This window comes from Aminobacter anthyllidis, from assembly GCF_018555685.1.
GTDB lineage: Bacteria > Pseudomonadota > Alphaproteobacteria > Rhizobiales > Rhizobiaceae > Aminobacter > Aminobacter anthyllidis.
Window position 1 is genome coordinate 575,008 of the sequence record NZ_JAFLWW010000004.1, and the last position, 14,921, is coordinate 589,928.

At 60.8% G+C, this 14,921-nt stretch carries 14 protein-coding genes and 1 pseudogene; 1 reads left to right on the forward strand and 14 read right to left on the reverse strand.

Annotated elements, in window-relative coordinates; translation table 11 throughout:
* Window positions 1–66 precede the first annotated feature (66 nt).
* The 6 genes from J1C56_RS16525 to J1C56_RS16550 all read right to left on the reverse strand — a co-directional run bounded on the left by J1C56_RS16525 (window position 67) and on the right by J1C56_RS16550 (window position 6,274).
* Complete coding sequence (locus J1C56_RS16525; protein WP_214391139.1) at window positions 67–975, reverse strand: polysaccharide deacetylase family protein; 909 nt, start codon at window positions 973–975, stop codon at window positions 67–69.
* Between the two features lie 11 nt (window positions 976–986).
* On the reverse strand, window positions 987–1,505 hold the full coding sequence (locus J1C56_RS16530) for an ureidoglycolate lyase (RefSeq protein WP_214391140.1): 519 nt from the start codon (window positions 1,503–1,505) through the stop codon (window positions 987–989).
* A gap of 51 nt (window positions 1,506–1,556) precedes the next feature.
* On the reverse strand, window positions 1,557–2,465 hold the full coding sequence (locus tag J1C56_RS16535; RefSeq protein ID WP_214391141.1) for an NAD-dependent epimerase/dehydratase family protein: 909 nt from the start codon (window positions 2,463–2,465) through the stop codon (window positions 1,557–1,559).
* Between the two features lie 134 nt (window positions 2,466–2,599).
* Entirely contained in the window at window positions 2,600–3,415 is an 816-nt protein-coding gene (locus J1C56_RS16540) for an IclR family transcriptional regulator (protein ID WP_214391142.1), read from the reverse strand.
* Window positions 3,416–3,743: 328 nt separating this feature from the next.
* A complete protein-coding gene (locus J1C56_RS16545) occupies window positions 3,744–4,478 on the reverse strand; it encodes an SDR family NAD(P)-dependent oxidoreductase (RefSeq protein ID WP_214391143.1) in 735 nt (244 codons plus the stop codon).
* A gap of 356 nt (window positions 4,479–4,834) precedes the next feature.
* Window positions 4,835–6,274, reverse strand: coding sequence for an APC family permease (locus tag J1C56_RS16550; protein WP_214391144.1), 1,440 nt, complete (start codon window positions 6,272–6,274; stop codon window positions 4,835–4,837).
* 457 nt (window positions 6,275–6,731) lie between these two features.
* On the opposite strand from J1C56_RS16550, the gene J1C56_RS16555 reads away from it, so the two are divergent.
* Complete coding sequence (locus J1C56_RS16555) at window positions 6,732–8,081, forward strand: MFS transporter (protein ID WP_214391145.1); 1,350 nt, start codon at window positions 6,732–6,734, stop codon at window positions 8,079–8,081.
* Between the two features lie 83 nt (window positions 8,082–8,164).
* Here J1C56_RS16555 and J1C56_RS32940 read toward each other — a convergent pair.
* The 8 genes and pseudogenes from J1C56_RS32940 to J1C56_RS16590 form a co-directional block, all read right to left on the reverse strand.
* Window positions 8,165–8,257: pseudogene (locus J1C56_RS32940) on the reverse strand (2-deoxy-D-gluconate 3-dehydrogenase); the annotation flags it as partial.
* A 242-nt stretch (window positions 8,258–8,499) separates the two neighbouring features.
* Window positions 8,500–9,036 carry a 2-oxo-4-hydroxy-4-carboxy-5-ureidoimidazoline decarboxylase gene (gene uraD / locus J1C56_RS16560; RefSeq protein WP_214391146.1) on the reverse strand — a complete coding sequence of 179 codons (537 nt, stop codon included), beginning with the start codon at window positions 9,034–9,036 and terminating at the stop codon, window positions 8,500–8,502.
* A gap of 168 nt (window positions 9,037–9,204) precedes the next feature.
* Window positions 9,205–10,206: a prolyl aminopeptidase gene (gene pip, locus J1C56_RS16565; protein WP_246591448.1), complete on the reverse strand. Its 1,002-nt coding sequence runs from the start codon at window positions 10,204–10,206 to the stop codon at window positions 9,205–9,207.
* An 81-nt stretch (window positions 10,207–10,287) separates the two neighbouring features.
* Window positions 10,288–11,064: an ABC transporter ATP-binding protein gene (locus J1C56_RS16570; RefSeq protein ID WP_214391148.1), complete on the reverse strand. Its 777-nt coding sequence runs from the start codon at window positions 11,062–11,064 to the stop codon at window positions 10,288–10,290.
* Window positions 11,061–11,912 carry an ABC transporter ATP-binding protein gene (locus J1C56_RS16575; protein ID WP_214391149.1) on the reverse strand — a complete coding sequence of 284 codons (852 nt, stop codon included), beginning with the start codon at window positions 11,910–11,912 and terminating at the stop codon, window positions 11,061–11,063. Before J1C56_RS16575 ends, J1C56_RS16570 begins: the two co-directional genes overlap by 4 nt.
* The gene (gene nikC / locus J1C56_RS16580; protein WP_214391150.1) at window positions 11,909–12,799 is read right to left on the reverse strand and encodes a nickel transporter permease; all 891 of its coding nucleotides are present in this window, start codon (window positions 12,797–12,799) and stop codon (window positions 11,909–11,911) included. Before nikC ends, J1C56_RS16575 begins: the two co-directional genes overlap by 4 nt.
* The gene (locus J1C56_RS16585; protein WP_214391151.1) at window positions 12,796–13,860 is read right to left on the reverse strand and encodes an ABC transporter permease; all 1,065 of its coding nucleotides are present in this window, start codon (window positions 13,858–13,860) and stop codon (window positions 12,796–12,798) included. The genes nikC and J1C56_RS16585 overlap by 4 nt, the downstream gene beginning before the upstream one ends.
* Before the next feature lie 73 nt (window positions 13,861–13,933).
* Window positions 13,934–14,905, reverse strand: coding sequence for an ABC transporter substrate-binding protein (locus tag J1C56_RS16590; RefSeq protein ID WP_214391152.1), 972 nt, complete (start codon window positions 14,903–14,905; stop codon window positions 13,934–13,936).
* Between the last annotated feature and the right edge of the window lie 16 nt (window positions 14,906–14,921).

A 14,921-nucleotide genomic window follows, 5' to 3' on the forward strand; every position in this document is an offset into this window, starting at 1 on the left:
AGCGGACGTTATTAGTGGATGTGCGCGTTGTTCTGCTGAAACCGGTTTCGATTTCGGGCAGTTGCGCTAGCGTCTTGCAAAGACCCGCCCGACAGGCTTTTCGTATTGTGGAATCGCTTCGACCAACGGTTGATGTCGACCAGCATCGATCTCGCCGCGAACGAATTCGGCGATCTCCTCCATCGGAGCGAACCAGACGTCGCCCTGGCTTACGACCTTCTCCAGAAATTCAGCGAAGACATGCCACCGCGCCAGCCGGCCGGTGACGAAGGGGTGAAGCACCGGAACCCAAAGCGCCCCATGTTCGTAAGCCGCCTCGAATTCGCGCAAGTACAGATCGAAACCATTGCGGGCGCTGCGAACCGGCATCATGTAGTTGAGGTCGAACGACTGCACATATTGCGGCCAGTCGTCGAGGCCCCAGTGGCTGGGCAGTTCCATCAGTTCGCGTCCGTCGCGGCGGCTTTTGATGACATAGGGGATATCGGCCCCCATCAAGGAAGCGTCGTAGCGGAACCCCCGATCGAGAAGCAGGTCGAGCGAGTGATTGGAGAAGTTGTAGAGCGGCGCACGCCAGCCACGCGGCGCCTTGCCGGTCACACGCTTGATCACCTCGATCCCGACATCCAGCCAATGAGCCTCGTCCGCTTCGGTCTGATGCAGCGGATTTTCGTGGATGTAGCTGTGATGAGCGATCTCGTGGCCACCTTCGAGGATGCCTTGCACGATTTGCGGATATTGCTCGATACACCACGCCGGGACAAAAAATGTCTGTCTGATGCCGAGCTGGCGATAGGTCTCGACGATGCGCGGCACGGCAACGAGCGGGCCATAGCGCAGCATCGAAATCGCCGAGACCCGCTTGTTGCCATCGTTGGGATAGTCGACATGGATCAGGCTATCGGCGTCCATGTCGAAGGTCAGGGAGCAGGCGCATTTCGCGCCGTTCGGCCATTTGATGGGATTGGAGATCATGGGAGTCAGCCTTAAGATTTGTATTCTGGGATAGGGGAGGCAGCGTTCAAGGCGAGGCGCGGTGTTGCAGCCAGGGCCACCTCTTCGTAGTCCTGGGTAAACGCTGCACCTGGCCCGGCGCGGTCCACGACGAGGAAATCGCCGGGATCAAGCGTGATCAGTGGGTGATGCCAGGTCCCCCGGCGGTAATTCACCCCTTGCCGTCCGTTGGTGACGAAGGCCTGCAGTTCGCTGACTTCAGGCCGCGATCCAGCCTGAGCGACGAGCGCAACAAGACGCACAATGCCGAGAGGCACGAAGGCTTGGCTCGAGAGAGGATGACGCTCCATGAGCCTGATCGTGTCAGGCAAGGAAGCCTGCCTCATGCGAAAGATGCTGAACAAGGTTCGCCCGCCATCCGCCTGGCAATCGGCTATGCCGAGTTCATGGATACGCAAGGCGGTGCCGTCATTCGTCGGGAAAACGGTCGCTCCGGTGTCGTCGATGACATCGCCGAAGGGCAGGAATGCCTCTCGGGTCAACGGCGCCACGGGAATGAAATAGTCGCCCGCGGCTGCTCGGCTTCGGTGCGTCGCCATCGGTCAGTACTCGTTCACGCGCAGCCATTCCACATAGCGGGAAAGGCCATCTTCGAGTGTATATCTGGGGGTGTAGCCAAGCTCGCGGATCGCCGCCGACTGGTCCCAGGGTCCTTGGCGGTCGAGGTGGCAATGGCCGGGGCCAATGTCGATCTGTGCCTCAGGCAGGAGCTTGCGCACCAGATCGGCCGATTCCGCCAAGGTCCAGCAGCGATCGCCGAAAACGTTAAAGACAGAGCCCAGCTGGTTGTCGGTGGTGGCGGCCAATATGGCAGCGCGCGCGACATCTTCCGCATGGATGAAATGAAACAGATGGTCGGCGCCGCTGGTCATCGAGAATCTCGATCCACGCAGCACGGTCTTGACGATGTCGCGCAAGATCTGCGGCATCCGGTTTCCCGGTCCGTAGACCTCCGTGAAGCGCAGCGCCATGACCTGCAACCCGAAAAGGTCGTTGTAGACGCGGCCGAAATGCTCCATCGCAACCTTGGTTACGCCGTAGGGTGTCGTAGGTACGGTCGCTGAACGCTCGTCGATCGGTTCGGGGTGGTTGCCATAGACGGTTTCGGAGGAGAAATTCACCAACCGCTTGATGCCCGCCAGCCGCATCGCCTCCATCACGTTCACCGTGCCGTCGATGTTGGAAATCACGGTTGTCAGCGGCAGGTCGATCGAAAGGTCCGGATGAGACATCGCAGCGGTATGGATGATCCGGTCGACTCCGTATTTCTCGATGGTCCGCACAAGACGCGGCACCTCGTAAAGTTCGCCCTGGACGCAGGTTATGAAATCCGTCGAGAGCTCGGCGTAGTCGCGGTTGTAGCTCACGACATGGATCCCGCACTCGGCCAGTTGGCGCACGATGATGCGCCCGGTGTACCCGAGACCGCCGGTGACGAGTATGGATGCCATTTTTGTTTCCTCCCTGGAGACTGATTGCGTGGCAATGGGGCGCCCTGCGTCCGAGAGGACGCACGAGGGACGCTCCAAGTGATTGAAACTGCTCGGTACCTTGCGAAAGTCGTTTCCGATTTTCGAATGATGCTCTAGCGCGCCAGCCCGGGCGCCCTTGCGGCAGTTAAAATGCTGGTGATTTTGGTCGTATGGGCCACGATGATCGCACCCAGGCGTTCAGGTGCTGGGTGCATGATGCGCGTCGTTGGTCCGGGAACGCTGATGGCAGCAAGGGCGGTGCCGGACCGATCGAGGATGGGCGCAGCTATGCAGCTTATGCCGTCTTCAATTTCCTCGCGCTCGATCGCATAGCCGCGTTCACGCGTGTCTCGCAATTCGGAGCGAAAGTGGTCTACGTCGAGGATCGTCCGGCGGGTGTAGCGTTTCAACTGCTGGTTCGAAAAGATCAGGCGAAGGGCCTCGTCTGAATTCTGAAATGCCAGGATGGCTTTGGCGGACGCCGACGTATTGGCCGGAAATGTGCTCCCCACCCGGATCGACATGCGTAGCATGCGCGGACCCTCGACTTGGTCGATGTAAACGGAATTGCGCCCATCCAAAGCGACCAGATGAGCAGCTTCTCCACTTTCCTCGGCAATGGCCTCGAGATGTGGACGCACCAGGACCCGCAGATGAGCGGTGCGCAATTGCACCGAGCCAGCCACCGCAATGATCCGATGGCCCAGAACATAGCTGTTGCGGCTCTTGCCCCGCGTCACATAAGCGGCTTCGACCATGGTCGCGAGCAGGCGGTGCGCGGTGCTTGGGGATAGTTTCGTGCGATCCGCAATGTCCTGCAAAGTTGCCCCACGGACGCTGAACTCCGACAGAGCCTCCAGGATGGAAAGCCCGCGCAGGAGAGACTGGACCGTCCCCGCCATTTCCGGCTCCTTGTCGCGCGACTCCATGGCTAGAAACCGATGCCGAGGTTCGGGCAAGTAGTCCGGTCCATGGCATGCCCGCTGCGAATGCCGACTGTTTTCCTGCTCTTCGCCATTCTCTGCTCCTCAACATGTCGGCAAAGTTTCGCCCGGATATCCGGCGTTCTCAAGATATGAATTCCGTACAGTGGAATTGATGGGCGTTTCCGGGTGCATGACCGGGTGGCGGCGGCTGGACATGCTCCGCCAACCTGCCCTCCCTGATCGTTTCAGGTGCGGGCCAGTGCCGTTTTTGGCGCCCTGGTCAAAACGCCGCCAGCGGTGCGTTATCGAATTCGCTATCTACGCCGCGAATTCAGATCGCCGCCCCTCCATTTGGGCTAACGATCTGACCCACCATGTAGGTGCCACCGGGGCCAGCCAGAAACTCGATCACTGCGGCGATCTCGTCGGGTTGACCGAACCTCTTGATCGGGAGTTGTTCCCGGGTCTCGTCATTGAATTCGATCGTGTCGTATTTCAGCATGTGGGTCTCGATGGGACCAGGCGCGACGGAGTTCACCAGGACGCCATGCTGCGCAACTTCCTTGGCGATCGCCTTTGTCATGGCAATGACCCCGCCTTTTGAAGCGCAATAGGCGGCGTAGGTCGGAAATCCAATCAAGCCAAGCTCCGACGAGACGTTGATTATCCGGCCGGACTTCTGGGTCAGCATGGTGGGCAGCGCAGCATGTATGCAGGCCCACGTGCCCGTGAGGTTGACGGCAATGACGCGATTCCACTCGTCCATCGTCGTTTGCGTGGTTTCGCGGGACAACAGAATGCCGGCATTGTTGACTAGCACGTCGATGCGGCCATGGGTTTCCAGCGCCGTGGAGATCAACGCGGCAACGTCCTGTGCTACAGTAATGTCACCCGTCTGCGCGATGACCGAGCCGCCGGCGGCGCGCGCGGTCCGGTCCAGATCGGCAACGTCGTTGTCGAACTTACGGTCCATCAGAACAAGATGATCGCCACTGATGGCAAAACGCTGGGCCGTGGCCCTTCCTATGCCCCGGCCAGCGCCGGTAATGATAATGCATCGGGTCATGTTACACTCGTGTTGCATGAAAAGGCGGCATGTCCGCCGGATGGCTGAGACCGAGGATCGTTTGCACGGACGACCAATTCAAGAGATGCATTTCGCATCGTGGAATCGAGAGCGTTTGCACGAGCGCATCAGGCGCAACTTCCGGACAATAGGTGCCGCCTGACGGGGCGACGTCGACATTTTTCCCCAGCAACTCGGAGGCTGCCCGGCCCGAGGTTGGAATTCGGGCCAACCATCGGAATGCCTTGAAAGCCGGATTCCAACTGCGGCCCGGAAAAGGTACCCACGCGCAACACGCGGATACCTCGGTTCTGGTATTCATTCCTTGGCGGAATGCTATTTGGCCGTTGTCTCCTTCAGATGCCGCTAGAGCTCTTGCCGTCGCGCCACAGTTTCGACAGCGCCCAGCAGGCAACGGCGACTGCGGCCAGCACGAGCGCTCCGATGAGGAAGTCGCTGGTCTGGGTCAACAGTGCATAGCCTGTGAAGCCCACCACTATCAGCGGTGGCAGGGGCCAAAACGGCATGCGAAACGGGCGAACGGCGTCCTTTTGCAAGATGCGGCTCCAAAGTGCCGCGAGGCCGACAAAAAAATAGACCGTCGCGATCATCGTGCCCGCAAAGATGATGAGCCAGTCCAGGCTGCTCATGAAGATCAACGCGGCTGCCGGAATGACCAGCGCGACCACCCCCCAGCCGGGTGACTGGAACTTGTTGATTTCCGCCAGCCTCTTCCCGAGGAAGGGCGGCCACAATCCATCACGCGCCGACGCATAGATGCCTCGGGCGAAGTACATCTGAAGCGTCAGGGCGCCATTGAAAAGGGCCGCGATCACGCCAATGTTCACGGCCGTGCTTGCCCAGGGGCCGAGTGCGTGTTCAACCGCGAGAACAATCGGCGCTTCTGCGCTCAGGAAGCTAACCAGATCCGGTGCCGCAACGACCCCGGCGAACAGCGGCAATGCAATAAGAAGCGACGCGACGATGGCCGCCGTGACGACCGCCCGGCCGATATCGCGGGCGCCACCAACCAGCTCTTCAACAAAACCGCACGTCGCATCATACCCGTTCAGGACGTTGAACGCTGGCGCAAGCGTCGAGAACGCAACAGCTAGCGTCACGGGAACCAGGACACCGCCTTCGAGCCGCACGGGATTGAAGACGACATCGATCGGGTTCTGCTGAGGCGAAACGAACGCGGCAACGACCACGAGACCCACAACCACTATCTGGATGCAGAGGATCACGATGTTTACGCTCGCACCGACTTCGACGCGCGTCATGGCGATCGCTCCGGACACGCAAAGCAGGACCAGCGCGACAAGTTCGTTGGAGACCGCCAGACCGGGAAACAGATCCTTCAAGAAGATGACAATTCCCAGCATCAGGCTCGCAGGGATGACGACGCCCTGGGTGACAAAGTTGAATAGCGTGATCCAGGCGAGCGGTTCTGGGAGAACGCTGCGTACCATCGAGTACGAGCCGCCAGTCGATGGGTGGACGGATGCGAGTTCGCCCAGGCACAGCGCAATCAAAAGCACGACGACGGAGAGGATCAGCATGGCGCCGACACCAAACGTGCCGCCGACGGCGAACACGCCGCCCGTCAGAAGAAGCACCGCCATGGCAGGCGATGCGTCAGCCATGGCCAGGCAGACCACATGCCAGACTTTCAACCGCCTCCCAAGCTCTTGTTTATAACCGATCTTGCCAAGTTCGTTGGCGCTTTCAGCGGCCTCGCGGCTGATGTCGGCGCCGGTCTGTTTGACCGCGCCAGATGTGTCCAAACCTGCCACCGTTTCCTCCCAAAAAAGGTTGTTTGTTTAGCTGGTCATCATCAAAGTCGCTGGGAGAGCTAAGTCAATTAATCCATTCCGCACCGTGGAATACACGCAAGAAGCGGGGCTCGGGATCAGGCCGCCAGCTATCGCCGGCTCATCGCAGACGCTCTGAAACTTCGAGACAAAGCCCGTTCTGCAGCACGACGAGTTTGCATGCAGCCTCTTGGCTATCCTGCCGCGACGATGATGTCGCTGCGGTTCGATCTTGATTTTGCCAGCTGACGAAGCTGCGTCCCGCTCCCGGCCGTCTCTGGCGAACTTCACATCGGTGATTTCGATATTGGCATCACTAACTTCGGATTTATCCGAGTCATCCGCTTCGGTAGATACGCATTTGCCTCCGGAGAAACTCGACCTCGAGCCCCTCGGAGTGATGCCGTCACTCTTAGCGCGACAGGGAGGAGACCTTCGCATGACTGACACCGTTATACCGTCCGGGAAAAGATTGCCCGCAGCCGAAGCAACCGGCCTGGTGCTGCGTCGCGTAGGCATGGCGAGCTTCATCGGGACTTTTGTCGAGTGGTTCGACTATGCCTCCTACGGCTTTCTCGCCACCGTGATCGCCGTCGTGTTCTTTCCCGGGACCGATGCCCGCAGCGCGCTAATGGCGACATATGCGGTCTTTGCGCTATCCTTCATCGTGAGGCCGATTGGCGGCGTCATCTGGGGCCATTTCGGCGACAGGATCGGCCGGCAGAAAACCCTTTCGCTGTCGATCTTCATCATGTCGGCGTCGACGTTCGTGATCGCGCTTTTGCCCACTTACCAATCGGTCGGGCTCTGGGCGGCGGGGCTGCTTTTGGCCACACGTCTGGTGCAAGGTTTTGCCGCTTCGGGCGAGTACGCCGGAGCCGCTTCTTTCCTGGCCGAATACGCACCCGATGGCAAACGCGGCATCCTGACCTGCCTGGTGCCTGCAGGCGAGGCCGCAGGTCTGCTCGCCGCCTCGCTGTTTGTCGCGATCCTCCATGGCCTGCTCAGCGTCGAACAGATGCAAAGCTGGGGCTGGCGCCTGCCGTTTCTGATGGCGTTGCCGCTTGGCTTCATCGGCATCTATATCCGCCGCAAGCTGGACGAGACCCCGCACTTCAAGATGCTCGAACAGGCGCACCACGTGCCGCAGACTCCGGTGGTCGAATTGTTGACCAAGCATCGCCGCGAACTGGTGATCGCCTTCGGCGGCACGCTCCTGAACGCGGTCGGTTTCTATCTGGTGCTGAGCTATATGCCGACCTATCTCGCCACCGAACTGGGTATCTCCGAGACCGCCGCTTTTGTCGGCTCGACCATCTCGCTGGCGGTCTATCTCGGCTCAATCTTTCTGATGGGCGCGCTGTCCGACAAGCTTGGCCGCAAGAAGGTCCTGATGGTCTGTTCGGTGCTGTTCGCGGTCCTGACCGTGCCGATGTTTGCGCTGCTTTCGGGCGTGGTCTTCACCGGCATGAACTCGGCCGGCTTCCTTGTCATCCTCGGCGTTTGGTCGTTGTTCGGCGCGCTCCTGTCGATGAACGGCGGCACGCTGCCTACGTTCCTGTGCGAATTGTTCCCGACCCGGGTCCGCTTTTCCGGTTTTGCGCTCAGCTTCAACTCGGCCAATGCGCTGTTCGGCGGCACCGCGCCCTTGATCGCGACCTGGCTAATCGGCGCCACCGGCTCGAAGCTCGCCCCGGCCTGGTTCCTCGTTGCCGCGGCGCTTGTAACCTTTGCCGCAATCGCGATCAGCACCGCCGGCCGTGCCGGTTCTGCCCTGAAGGACGAGTAGCGGCCTTGGCCGCTACTCCTAATGTTTTGCTCAGGAGCTGCCGCGCGGCCTCGAGACGTATCCACTGCCGCTAGCGCCTACCCTTACCGTGCCAGCCAACCGCCATCGACGGGAATGGTCGCGCCGTGCACATAGCTGGAGGCTTCTGCCAGCAGGAAAACAGCCGCGCCGCCAATCCCAGTCCGCTCTCATTGCCATTGGAAAATGCCATCGCTTTTACTCAGAGGACTGCGATCCAGTAAATCGCGGCCGAACGCACCTCTCTCGCGCGGCGTTGGGAGACTCGCGGTCGAATGGTGAAAGGGCTCTCCCACCACTTAGTCCTTGAAATGTCCGTTCGGGGTCGGTTGCCGAATGTCTGCTTCAGCCAATTGTTTTTCGAAAGCGGACCAGCAGATTTCGGCCCCTTGTCGGCCGTTCAACTAGGCTTGATTTCACCATCGGTCTGGGGCGCGAGGATGGAGTCAAGCCTGTAACGGCTGATGTTGGCGATCTGGCGCAAAGCTTCCTCCAGTTCGATTTCGGTGCCGCACCCCAGTCGGTGGATGAACTCGGCAAAAATACCAACCTTGGTGTAGTGACGCACGCATATGATGAAGGGAAAGCCATGTTTTGCGCGATAACGGCTGTTCAGGTCGTCTATCATCGCGGCTTCTCTAGAGGATAGCCGATCGAGGCCCGCCGTTCCTTGCTCGACTGTCGATTCTGTAGTCATTCGACCTTCCTTGGCCTCCTTTCCAGCCAGGTCTGGGTGAACGCGCAGAAACTCCATTCGAGTTGCGACGTCACGTCGGAGCACCTGATCGAACATGGCGCGATGCAACGCCTCGGCATTCACGAAGGGGCGACTATTCCAAGCGCCGCGGGCGATCCAAGGCGAATTCTCGAATACCGGTCCCAAAGTGGATACGAATTCGTCCCATTCCATGTGGTTTATCCGGTCGATACTGAGCATTTCTTCCTGTCCCTTGAATGGTCTTGTTGCGCCGTCCGCAGCGGCCTGTAGCCGCCACCATTGAATTGTCGAGAGGCCCGGTGCTGCCCGCCCATCGGAAACGGCGCGCCGGCAACGGTGTTCGAGACGCCCGCCCAACTGATCAACTACCGATTGAGGGACGAGAACTTATCCAAAGACTGGACGCCGATCGTCCTTAGGCAGGATCGCCGACCTGTCTGTGAATTCTTCGGTTGCTGCCAACAGTGCCTGGCGGATGCCCGGCTCGCTGTCGGAGTGGCCGGCATCGGGAATGATCTCGAGGCGTGACGCGGGCCAGCGCTTGTGCACTTCAAAAGCCGTCCGCGGTGGACAGACCATATCGTAGCGGCCCTGGACGATGACGCCGGGAATCTTGGCCATGCGGTGCATATTGTCCATGAGATGATTGGGCGGCAGGAACGCCTCGTTGATGAAGTACGATGCCTCGATCCGAGCGAGTGCCCCGACGACATGCGGCTCCTGGAAACCGCTCATGGTTCCGGGGTCGGGGGTGAGCGTGGAGCATGACCCCTCGTAGCGGCTCCACGCGCGTGCCGCGGCGTCACGCAGCGCCACGTCGTCGCCCTGAAGCCGCTTGGCGTAGGCGGGAACAACATCGTCGCGTTCGCCTTTGGGCAGAAGGCTGGCGAAGGTTTCCCAGGTTTCGGGAAAGAAGCGGCTGACGCCGCTCATGAACCAGTCGATCTCGGCCTTGCTGTTGAGCCAGATGCCGCGCAGGATCGCCGCGGTGACGCGGTCCGGGTGGCTCTGCGCATAGGCGATGGAGAGCGTGGTACCCCAGGAGCCGCCGAACAGCATCCAGTCGTCGAGACCGAGCTTCTTGCGCAGCGTTTCCATGTCTTCGACGAGCAAGGAAGTGGTGTTTTCCTTCGTCTCGCCGAGCGGCGTGGATTTGCCGGCGCCACGCTGGTCGAAAGCTATAATGCGATAGCGCGACGGATCGAAATATCGACGATCCTCCGGATCGGTTCCATATCCAGGGCCGCCATGGACCAGCACAACGGGCTTACCCGCCGGATTGCCCGACTCCTCGAAATAGAGCTCGTGGAGAGCGCTGACCCGTAACCGCCCCGTTCTGTAGGGTTCAATTGCGGGCCATAATTCGCGCAACGCCTGTGTCGTGTCCATATCGGTAACGTCCTGAACCACCGCGGCGACACCAAGAGAAACGGGCCAGCGTCGCCGCAAACACGCCGCCCGAAAACGGTTTCAATCGGAGGGGTCTAGGCCACGCGCAGCGGCGCGGTCGTAGCTGCGTGTCGCTGCGAGCAACTGTGCCGTGTAGTCCTCCCGCACGCGGCCATCGCGCAGAGCATCAGCGGTGGTTTCCTCCACGATGCTGCCGCCATTCATCACGGCGACACGCTGGCACATATGCGCGACGACTGCGAGGTTGTGGCTGACCAGGACCATCGTCAGTCCGGAACTGACGAGCAACTCCTTCAGCAGATTGAGCACTTCCGCCTGGATCGACACGTCGAGCGCGGAGGTGGGCTCGTCGAGCAGCAGGATCGACGGCTCGAGGATGAGGGCGCGCGCGATGGCGACGCGCTGCCTCTGCCCGCCGGACAGTTGGTGCGGATAGCGGAACCTGAAACTGGGCCGTAGCCCGACCCGTTCGAGCGCCGAACGGACGCGCTCTTCGGCCCGATCAAGACGGAAGATCGAAATCGGCTCGGACAGTGTCCGGTCGATGGTGTGGCGTGGGTGCAGGCTGCTGTACGGATCCTGGAACACCATCTGGACCGTGCGGTAGAAGCTCTTGGGGCGATGCGGCGTCTGTTGAATCCCATTGATCTCGATCGTACCGGTCCAAGTCGGATTGAGGCCGGATATTGCGCGGAGGATGGTCGATTTTCCGGATCCCGATTCCCCTACGATGCCGTAGCATTCGCCGGGGCGGACGCTGAAGTGCGCGTCGCGCACTGCATGCAATCCACCGAAGTGGACGTTGAGATTGTCGATGTTAACCGCGGCCTCGCTCATGCCAGCCATGCCTTGTCACGCTTGAGTACGGGCAGGGCATCGTCCCTGCGGTTGAGGTCGGGCATGCAGTTCAAAAGCCCCTGCGTGTAAGGATGCTTGGCCTGCGCAAGCTCACTGGCCTCGAGTGTCTCCATCACCTGTCCGCTGTAGAGGACGATGACCCGGTCGCAGAAGGCGCCGACAAGAGGCAGGTCGTGGCTGATAAAGATCAGCCCCATTCCACGTTCCTTGACGAGGTCGTCCAATATTGCGAGCACCTGCATCTGCACGGTCACGTCAAGTGCCGAGGTCGGTTCGTCAGCGATAAGAAGCTCGGGCTCGGCAGCAAGCACCATGGCAATCATGATGCGCTGACCCATGCCGCCCGACACCTCGTGCGGGTAGAGGTTGTAGACGCGGCGAGGATCCCGGATGCGCACGGATTCCAACGCGTGCAACGCGTGTTCCTCCGCCTGCCTGCCGCTCATCTTGCTATGGGCGCGGTAAGCTTCGGCGATCTGCCTGCCCACGGTCATCACCGGGTTCAGCGAGAATTTCGGATCCTGCATGACCATCGACATGTGGGCTCCGCGCAGCGCGCCTCGCTGCTTCGCGCTCATGGCGAGCAGATCCTGGCCCATGAAGGTCATCCGGTCGGCGCTCACCCGACCAGGCAGGGGAACCAGATCCAGGATAGCCCGTCCGGTGAGCGATTTACCTGATCCAGATTCGCCGACGATGCCCAGTCGCTCCCTCCCGAGTGTGAACGACAGGCCGCGCACCGCGTGCACGGTTTCGACACGGCTGTGGAACTGCACGTTGAGATTGGCGATCTCCAACAGCGGGGGTCTTGCGGTTGAGGAGCTCATCTTGCGTCCAGCACGTCGCGAAGCCCGTCGCCGAGCAGGTTAAAGCCAAGGGCACAGATACAGATGGCGAGGCCGGGGAAGGCCGCGACCCACCACTGGTCGAACACCTGTTCCCGCCCGGTGGCCACCATGGCGCCCCATTCCGGCAGCGGCGGCTGTGCGCCCAGGCCGAGGAAGCCAAGCCCGGCGGCGGTCAGGATGATACCGGCCATGTCGAGCGCGGAGCGGACGATTGCCGAGGGCACGCACATCGGCGTCACGTGGCCCAGGATTATGCGAAATGCCGATGCTCCTTGCATGCGGGCTGCCGCGATGTAGTCGGACTTGCGAACCACCATGGTCTCGGCGCGCGCGACTCGCGCATAAGGCGGCCATGCCGTGAGCGCGATGGCGAGAATCGCGTTCTCGAGGCCGGACCCGAGCGCGGACACCAACGCCAGTGCCAGGATCAGCCGGGGAAAGGCGAGGAACACATCCGTGATGCGCATCAGGAGCGTATCGACCCATCCGCCGAAGTATCCCGCCGTCGCACCGATCAGCAGCCCCACGGGCCCCACGGTCACGACCACCGCGAGGACGATGAACAGCGTGACGCGCGACCCGTAGACGATGCGGCTGAAGATATCGCGGCCGAGGGCGTCGGTTCCGAGCCAGTATTCCGCACTCATTGGCTGCAAGCGATGTGCAAGGTTCTGTTCGATGGGATCATGGGTAGCGACCAGAGGTGCGAATGCAGCGACCAGCAGCAACGTGATCACGATGAAGAGCCCGACCATCGCCAGCGGATTGCCGCGAAGAACGAGCCACCGGCGATAAGCCTGGCCGAGCCGCGATTGCATACGCGACTGCGCGTCGTCAGTCAGTAGATAGGCGCGGAGAGCTGTCATCTGGTTCTCGGATCGAATAGCCGGCCGGCAATGTCCGACAGGAGGTTGACGCCGATGAATATGGCGCCGATCACGACGGTGCCGCCGAGCACGGCGTTCATATCGGCATTGAGGAGGGAGTTTGTGATGTAGCGACCGAGTCCCGGCCAGGCGAAGATGGTTTCGGTCAGCACCGAACCTTCCAGCAGGCTCGCATAGGAGAGCGCGATTACCGCGACCAGGGGGGCAACAGCGTTGCGTAATGCGTGGCGCCAGATGATGCGTCCTTCAGACAGCCCCTTGACCCGAGCTGTCGTGACATATTGCTGCTGGAGTTCGGTCAGCATGAAGCTGCGGGTCATCCGGCTGATGTAGGCGAGGCTGAAGAAGCCGAGCAGCGTCGCCGGCAGGATCAGGTGGTAGAAGGCATCCCAGAAGATCTCCCATTCTCCCTGCACAGCTGCATCCAGCAGAATGACGCCGGTCACCGGGGACAGGAGGTCGGCATAGGCGACGCTCTGGCGCCCAGGACCCTCGACCCAACCCAGCTTCGCATAGAAGAGAAGCAGTCCCATCAATCCGAGCCAAAATACGGGAACCGAATAGCCGAACAGCCCGACGACCCGTGCCAGATGGTCGATCCACTTGCCCCGGTACACCGCCGCCGCGACACCGGTTGGGATGCCGATCAGCACGCCGATGAGCGTGCCCAGCGTCGCCAGTTCGAGCGTCGCCGGAAACACCGTTGCGATATCCGAGAACACCGGATTGCCGGTCAGGTTCGAGACCCCGAAATCGCCCTGTAATATCTTGACGAGATATATGCCGAACTGGGTGAGCAACGGCTTGTCGAGACCCAGTTCGACCTTGGCGTTGTTGTAGACTTCCGCCGACGCGTTCTCGCCGACCACCGCGAGGACCGCATCGATCGGCACGACCCGGCCGATGAGAAAGGTGACGATCAGCAGACCAAGGAACGTGGCGAGGATTGTCGAAGTTTCGCGCGCGACGACTTGTCCGATCGAACCGAAACGCCGCAATGAGACGCCGCCTTTTGGACTGTCTTTCCCTGAAGTTATCATGCCTTGCGTCTATCCCTGTTCAGGACGTGATGAAGGTGGAATGCCGGGTTCAAAGAGGTGTGTATGGATGCACTCATCCTGCCGAAGGCTCGAAACGGCGCTCTTCCAGGGCTGGCAGGAAGGCGGGCGAGAAAAGCTCGGCCGCGTCGACCTTGCGGTCGAGCTGCATGGCGACTGTTACCTGCTCGCAACTGCGGGCGAGCCGCGCCTGATCGACGTCGCCAATGCCGAGCCGTTCCCGTTCCGGATGGCTCATCTCGCGCTGGAGAGTTCCCATGAAGCGCCGAAGATTGACCGCGTAGCTCATGTCAGCCCCGTGTGCCATGACGGCATCGATCCCAGCACGGGGATCGCGGATTGCGTCACGAAAACCTCGGCTGGTCGCCCGCACTAGCCCCTGGATGGCGGCCGGATCCGTCTCAAGCAGCGCCCGCGTCACGACGAGTGCGTTGCCATAGAAATCGGGAAGAACGGTCGAATACTCGAGAAAGCGCGTATTGGCCTCATGCGGCGAATTCATATCGCTGAGAGACGCAATGGTGGAATTCACGAAACCGAAGACACCTTCACCAGCTTTGTCCTCGATCATGGCGCGCACGAGTTGACCGAGGCTGCCTTGGGCATCCCGGATATCCACGTCCGCGACATCGAAGCCGCTGGCGCGTGCATAGGCGGGAAAGAATATCCGAGCGGAATCGTGAGGATGACCAAATAGTGTCTTGCCGATCAGATCACGGGGCGTTTGCACCGGCCCGTCGGCGCGCACAGCCACGGTCAGCGGTGTCCTGTTGAAGGCGACGAAAACCGCCTGCGGACCGGTTCCCTCGGGAAGGGACGACAAAAGCATCGTCAACGAATTAATGTCACCGTAGACGGCGGCGTAGTCCCCGGTCCTGATGTCGGCGATGGCGGCGGATGCCCCACGGGCGCCGGACCACTCGATCTCGAGCCCCTCATCGGCAAAATAGTTGCGATCTTCAGCGAGGAAGAAGCCCGCAAGCGGGCCCATTGGGGTGTGATTAAGCCGAACACGCAACGTCTTCATGATGATACTCGATCTG

Coding starts and splice junctions, on each gene's coding strand:
- J1C56_RS16525 (WP_214391139.1), bottom strand. CDS start 975: ATGATCTCCAATCCCATCAAATGGCCGAACGGCGCGAAATGCGCCTGC.
- J1C56_RS16535 (WP_214391141.1), bottom strand. CDS start 2,465: ATGGCATCCATACTCGTCACCGGCGGTCTCGGGTACACCGGGCGCATC.
- J1C56_RS16540 (WP_214391142.1), bottom strand. CDS start 3,415: ATGGAGTCGCGCGACAAGGAGCCGGAAATGGCGGGGACGGTCCAGTCT.
- J1C56_RS16545 (WP_214391143.1), bottom strand. CDS start 4,478: ATGACCCGATGCATTATCATTACCGGCGCTGGCCGGGGCATAGGAAGG.
- J1C56_RS16555 (WP_214391145.1), top strand. CDS start 6,732: ATGACTGACACCGTTATACCGTCCGGGAAAAGATTGCCCGCAGCCGAA.
- uraD (WP_214391146.1), bottom strand. CDS start 9,036: ATGCTCAGTATCGACCGGATAAACCACATGGAATGGGACGAATTCGTA.
- pip (WP_246591448.1), bottom strand. CDS start 10,206: ATGGACACGACACAGGCGTTGCGCGAATTATGGCCCGCAATTGAACCC.
- J1C56_RS16570 (WP_214391148.1), bottom strand. CDS start 11,064: ATGAGCGAGGCCGCGGTTAACATCGACAATCTCAACGTCCACTTCGGT.
- J1C56_RS16575 (WP_214391149.1), bottom strand. CDS start 11,912: ATGAGCTCCTCAACCGCAAGACCCCCGCTGTTGGAGATCGCCAATCTC.
- nikC (WP_214391150.1), bottom strand. CDS start 12,799: ATGACAGCTCTCCGCGCCTATCTACTGACTGACGACGCGCAGTCGCGT.
- J1C56_RS16585 (WP_214391151.1), bottom strand. CDS start 13,860: ATGATAACTTCAGGGAAAGACAGTCCAAAAGGCGGCGTCTCATTGCGG.
- J1C56_RS16590 (WP_214391152.1), bottom strand. CDS start 14,905: ATGAAGACGTTGCGTGTTCGGCTTAATCACACCCCAATGGGCCCGCTT.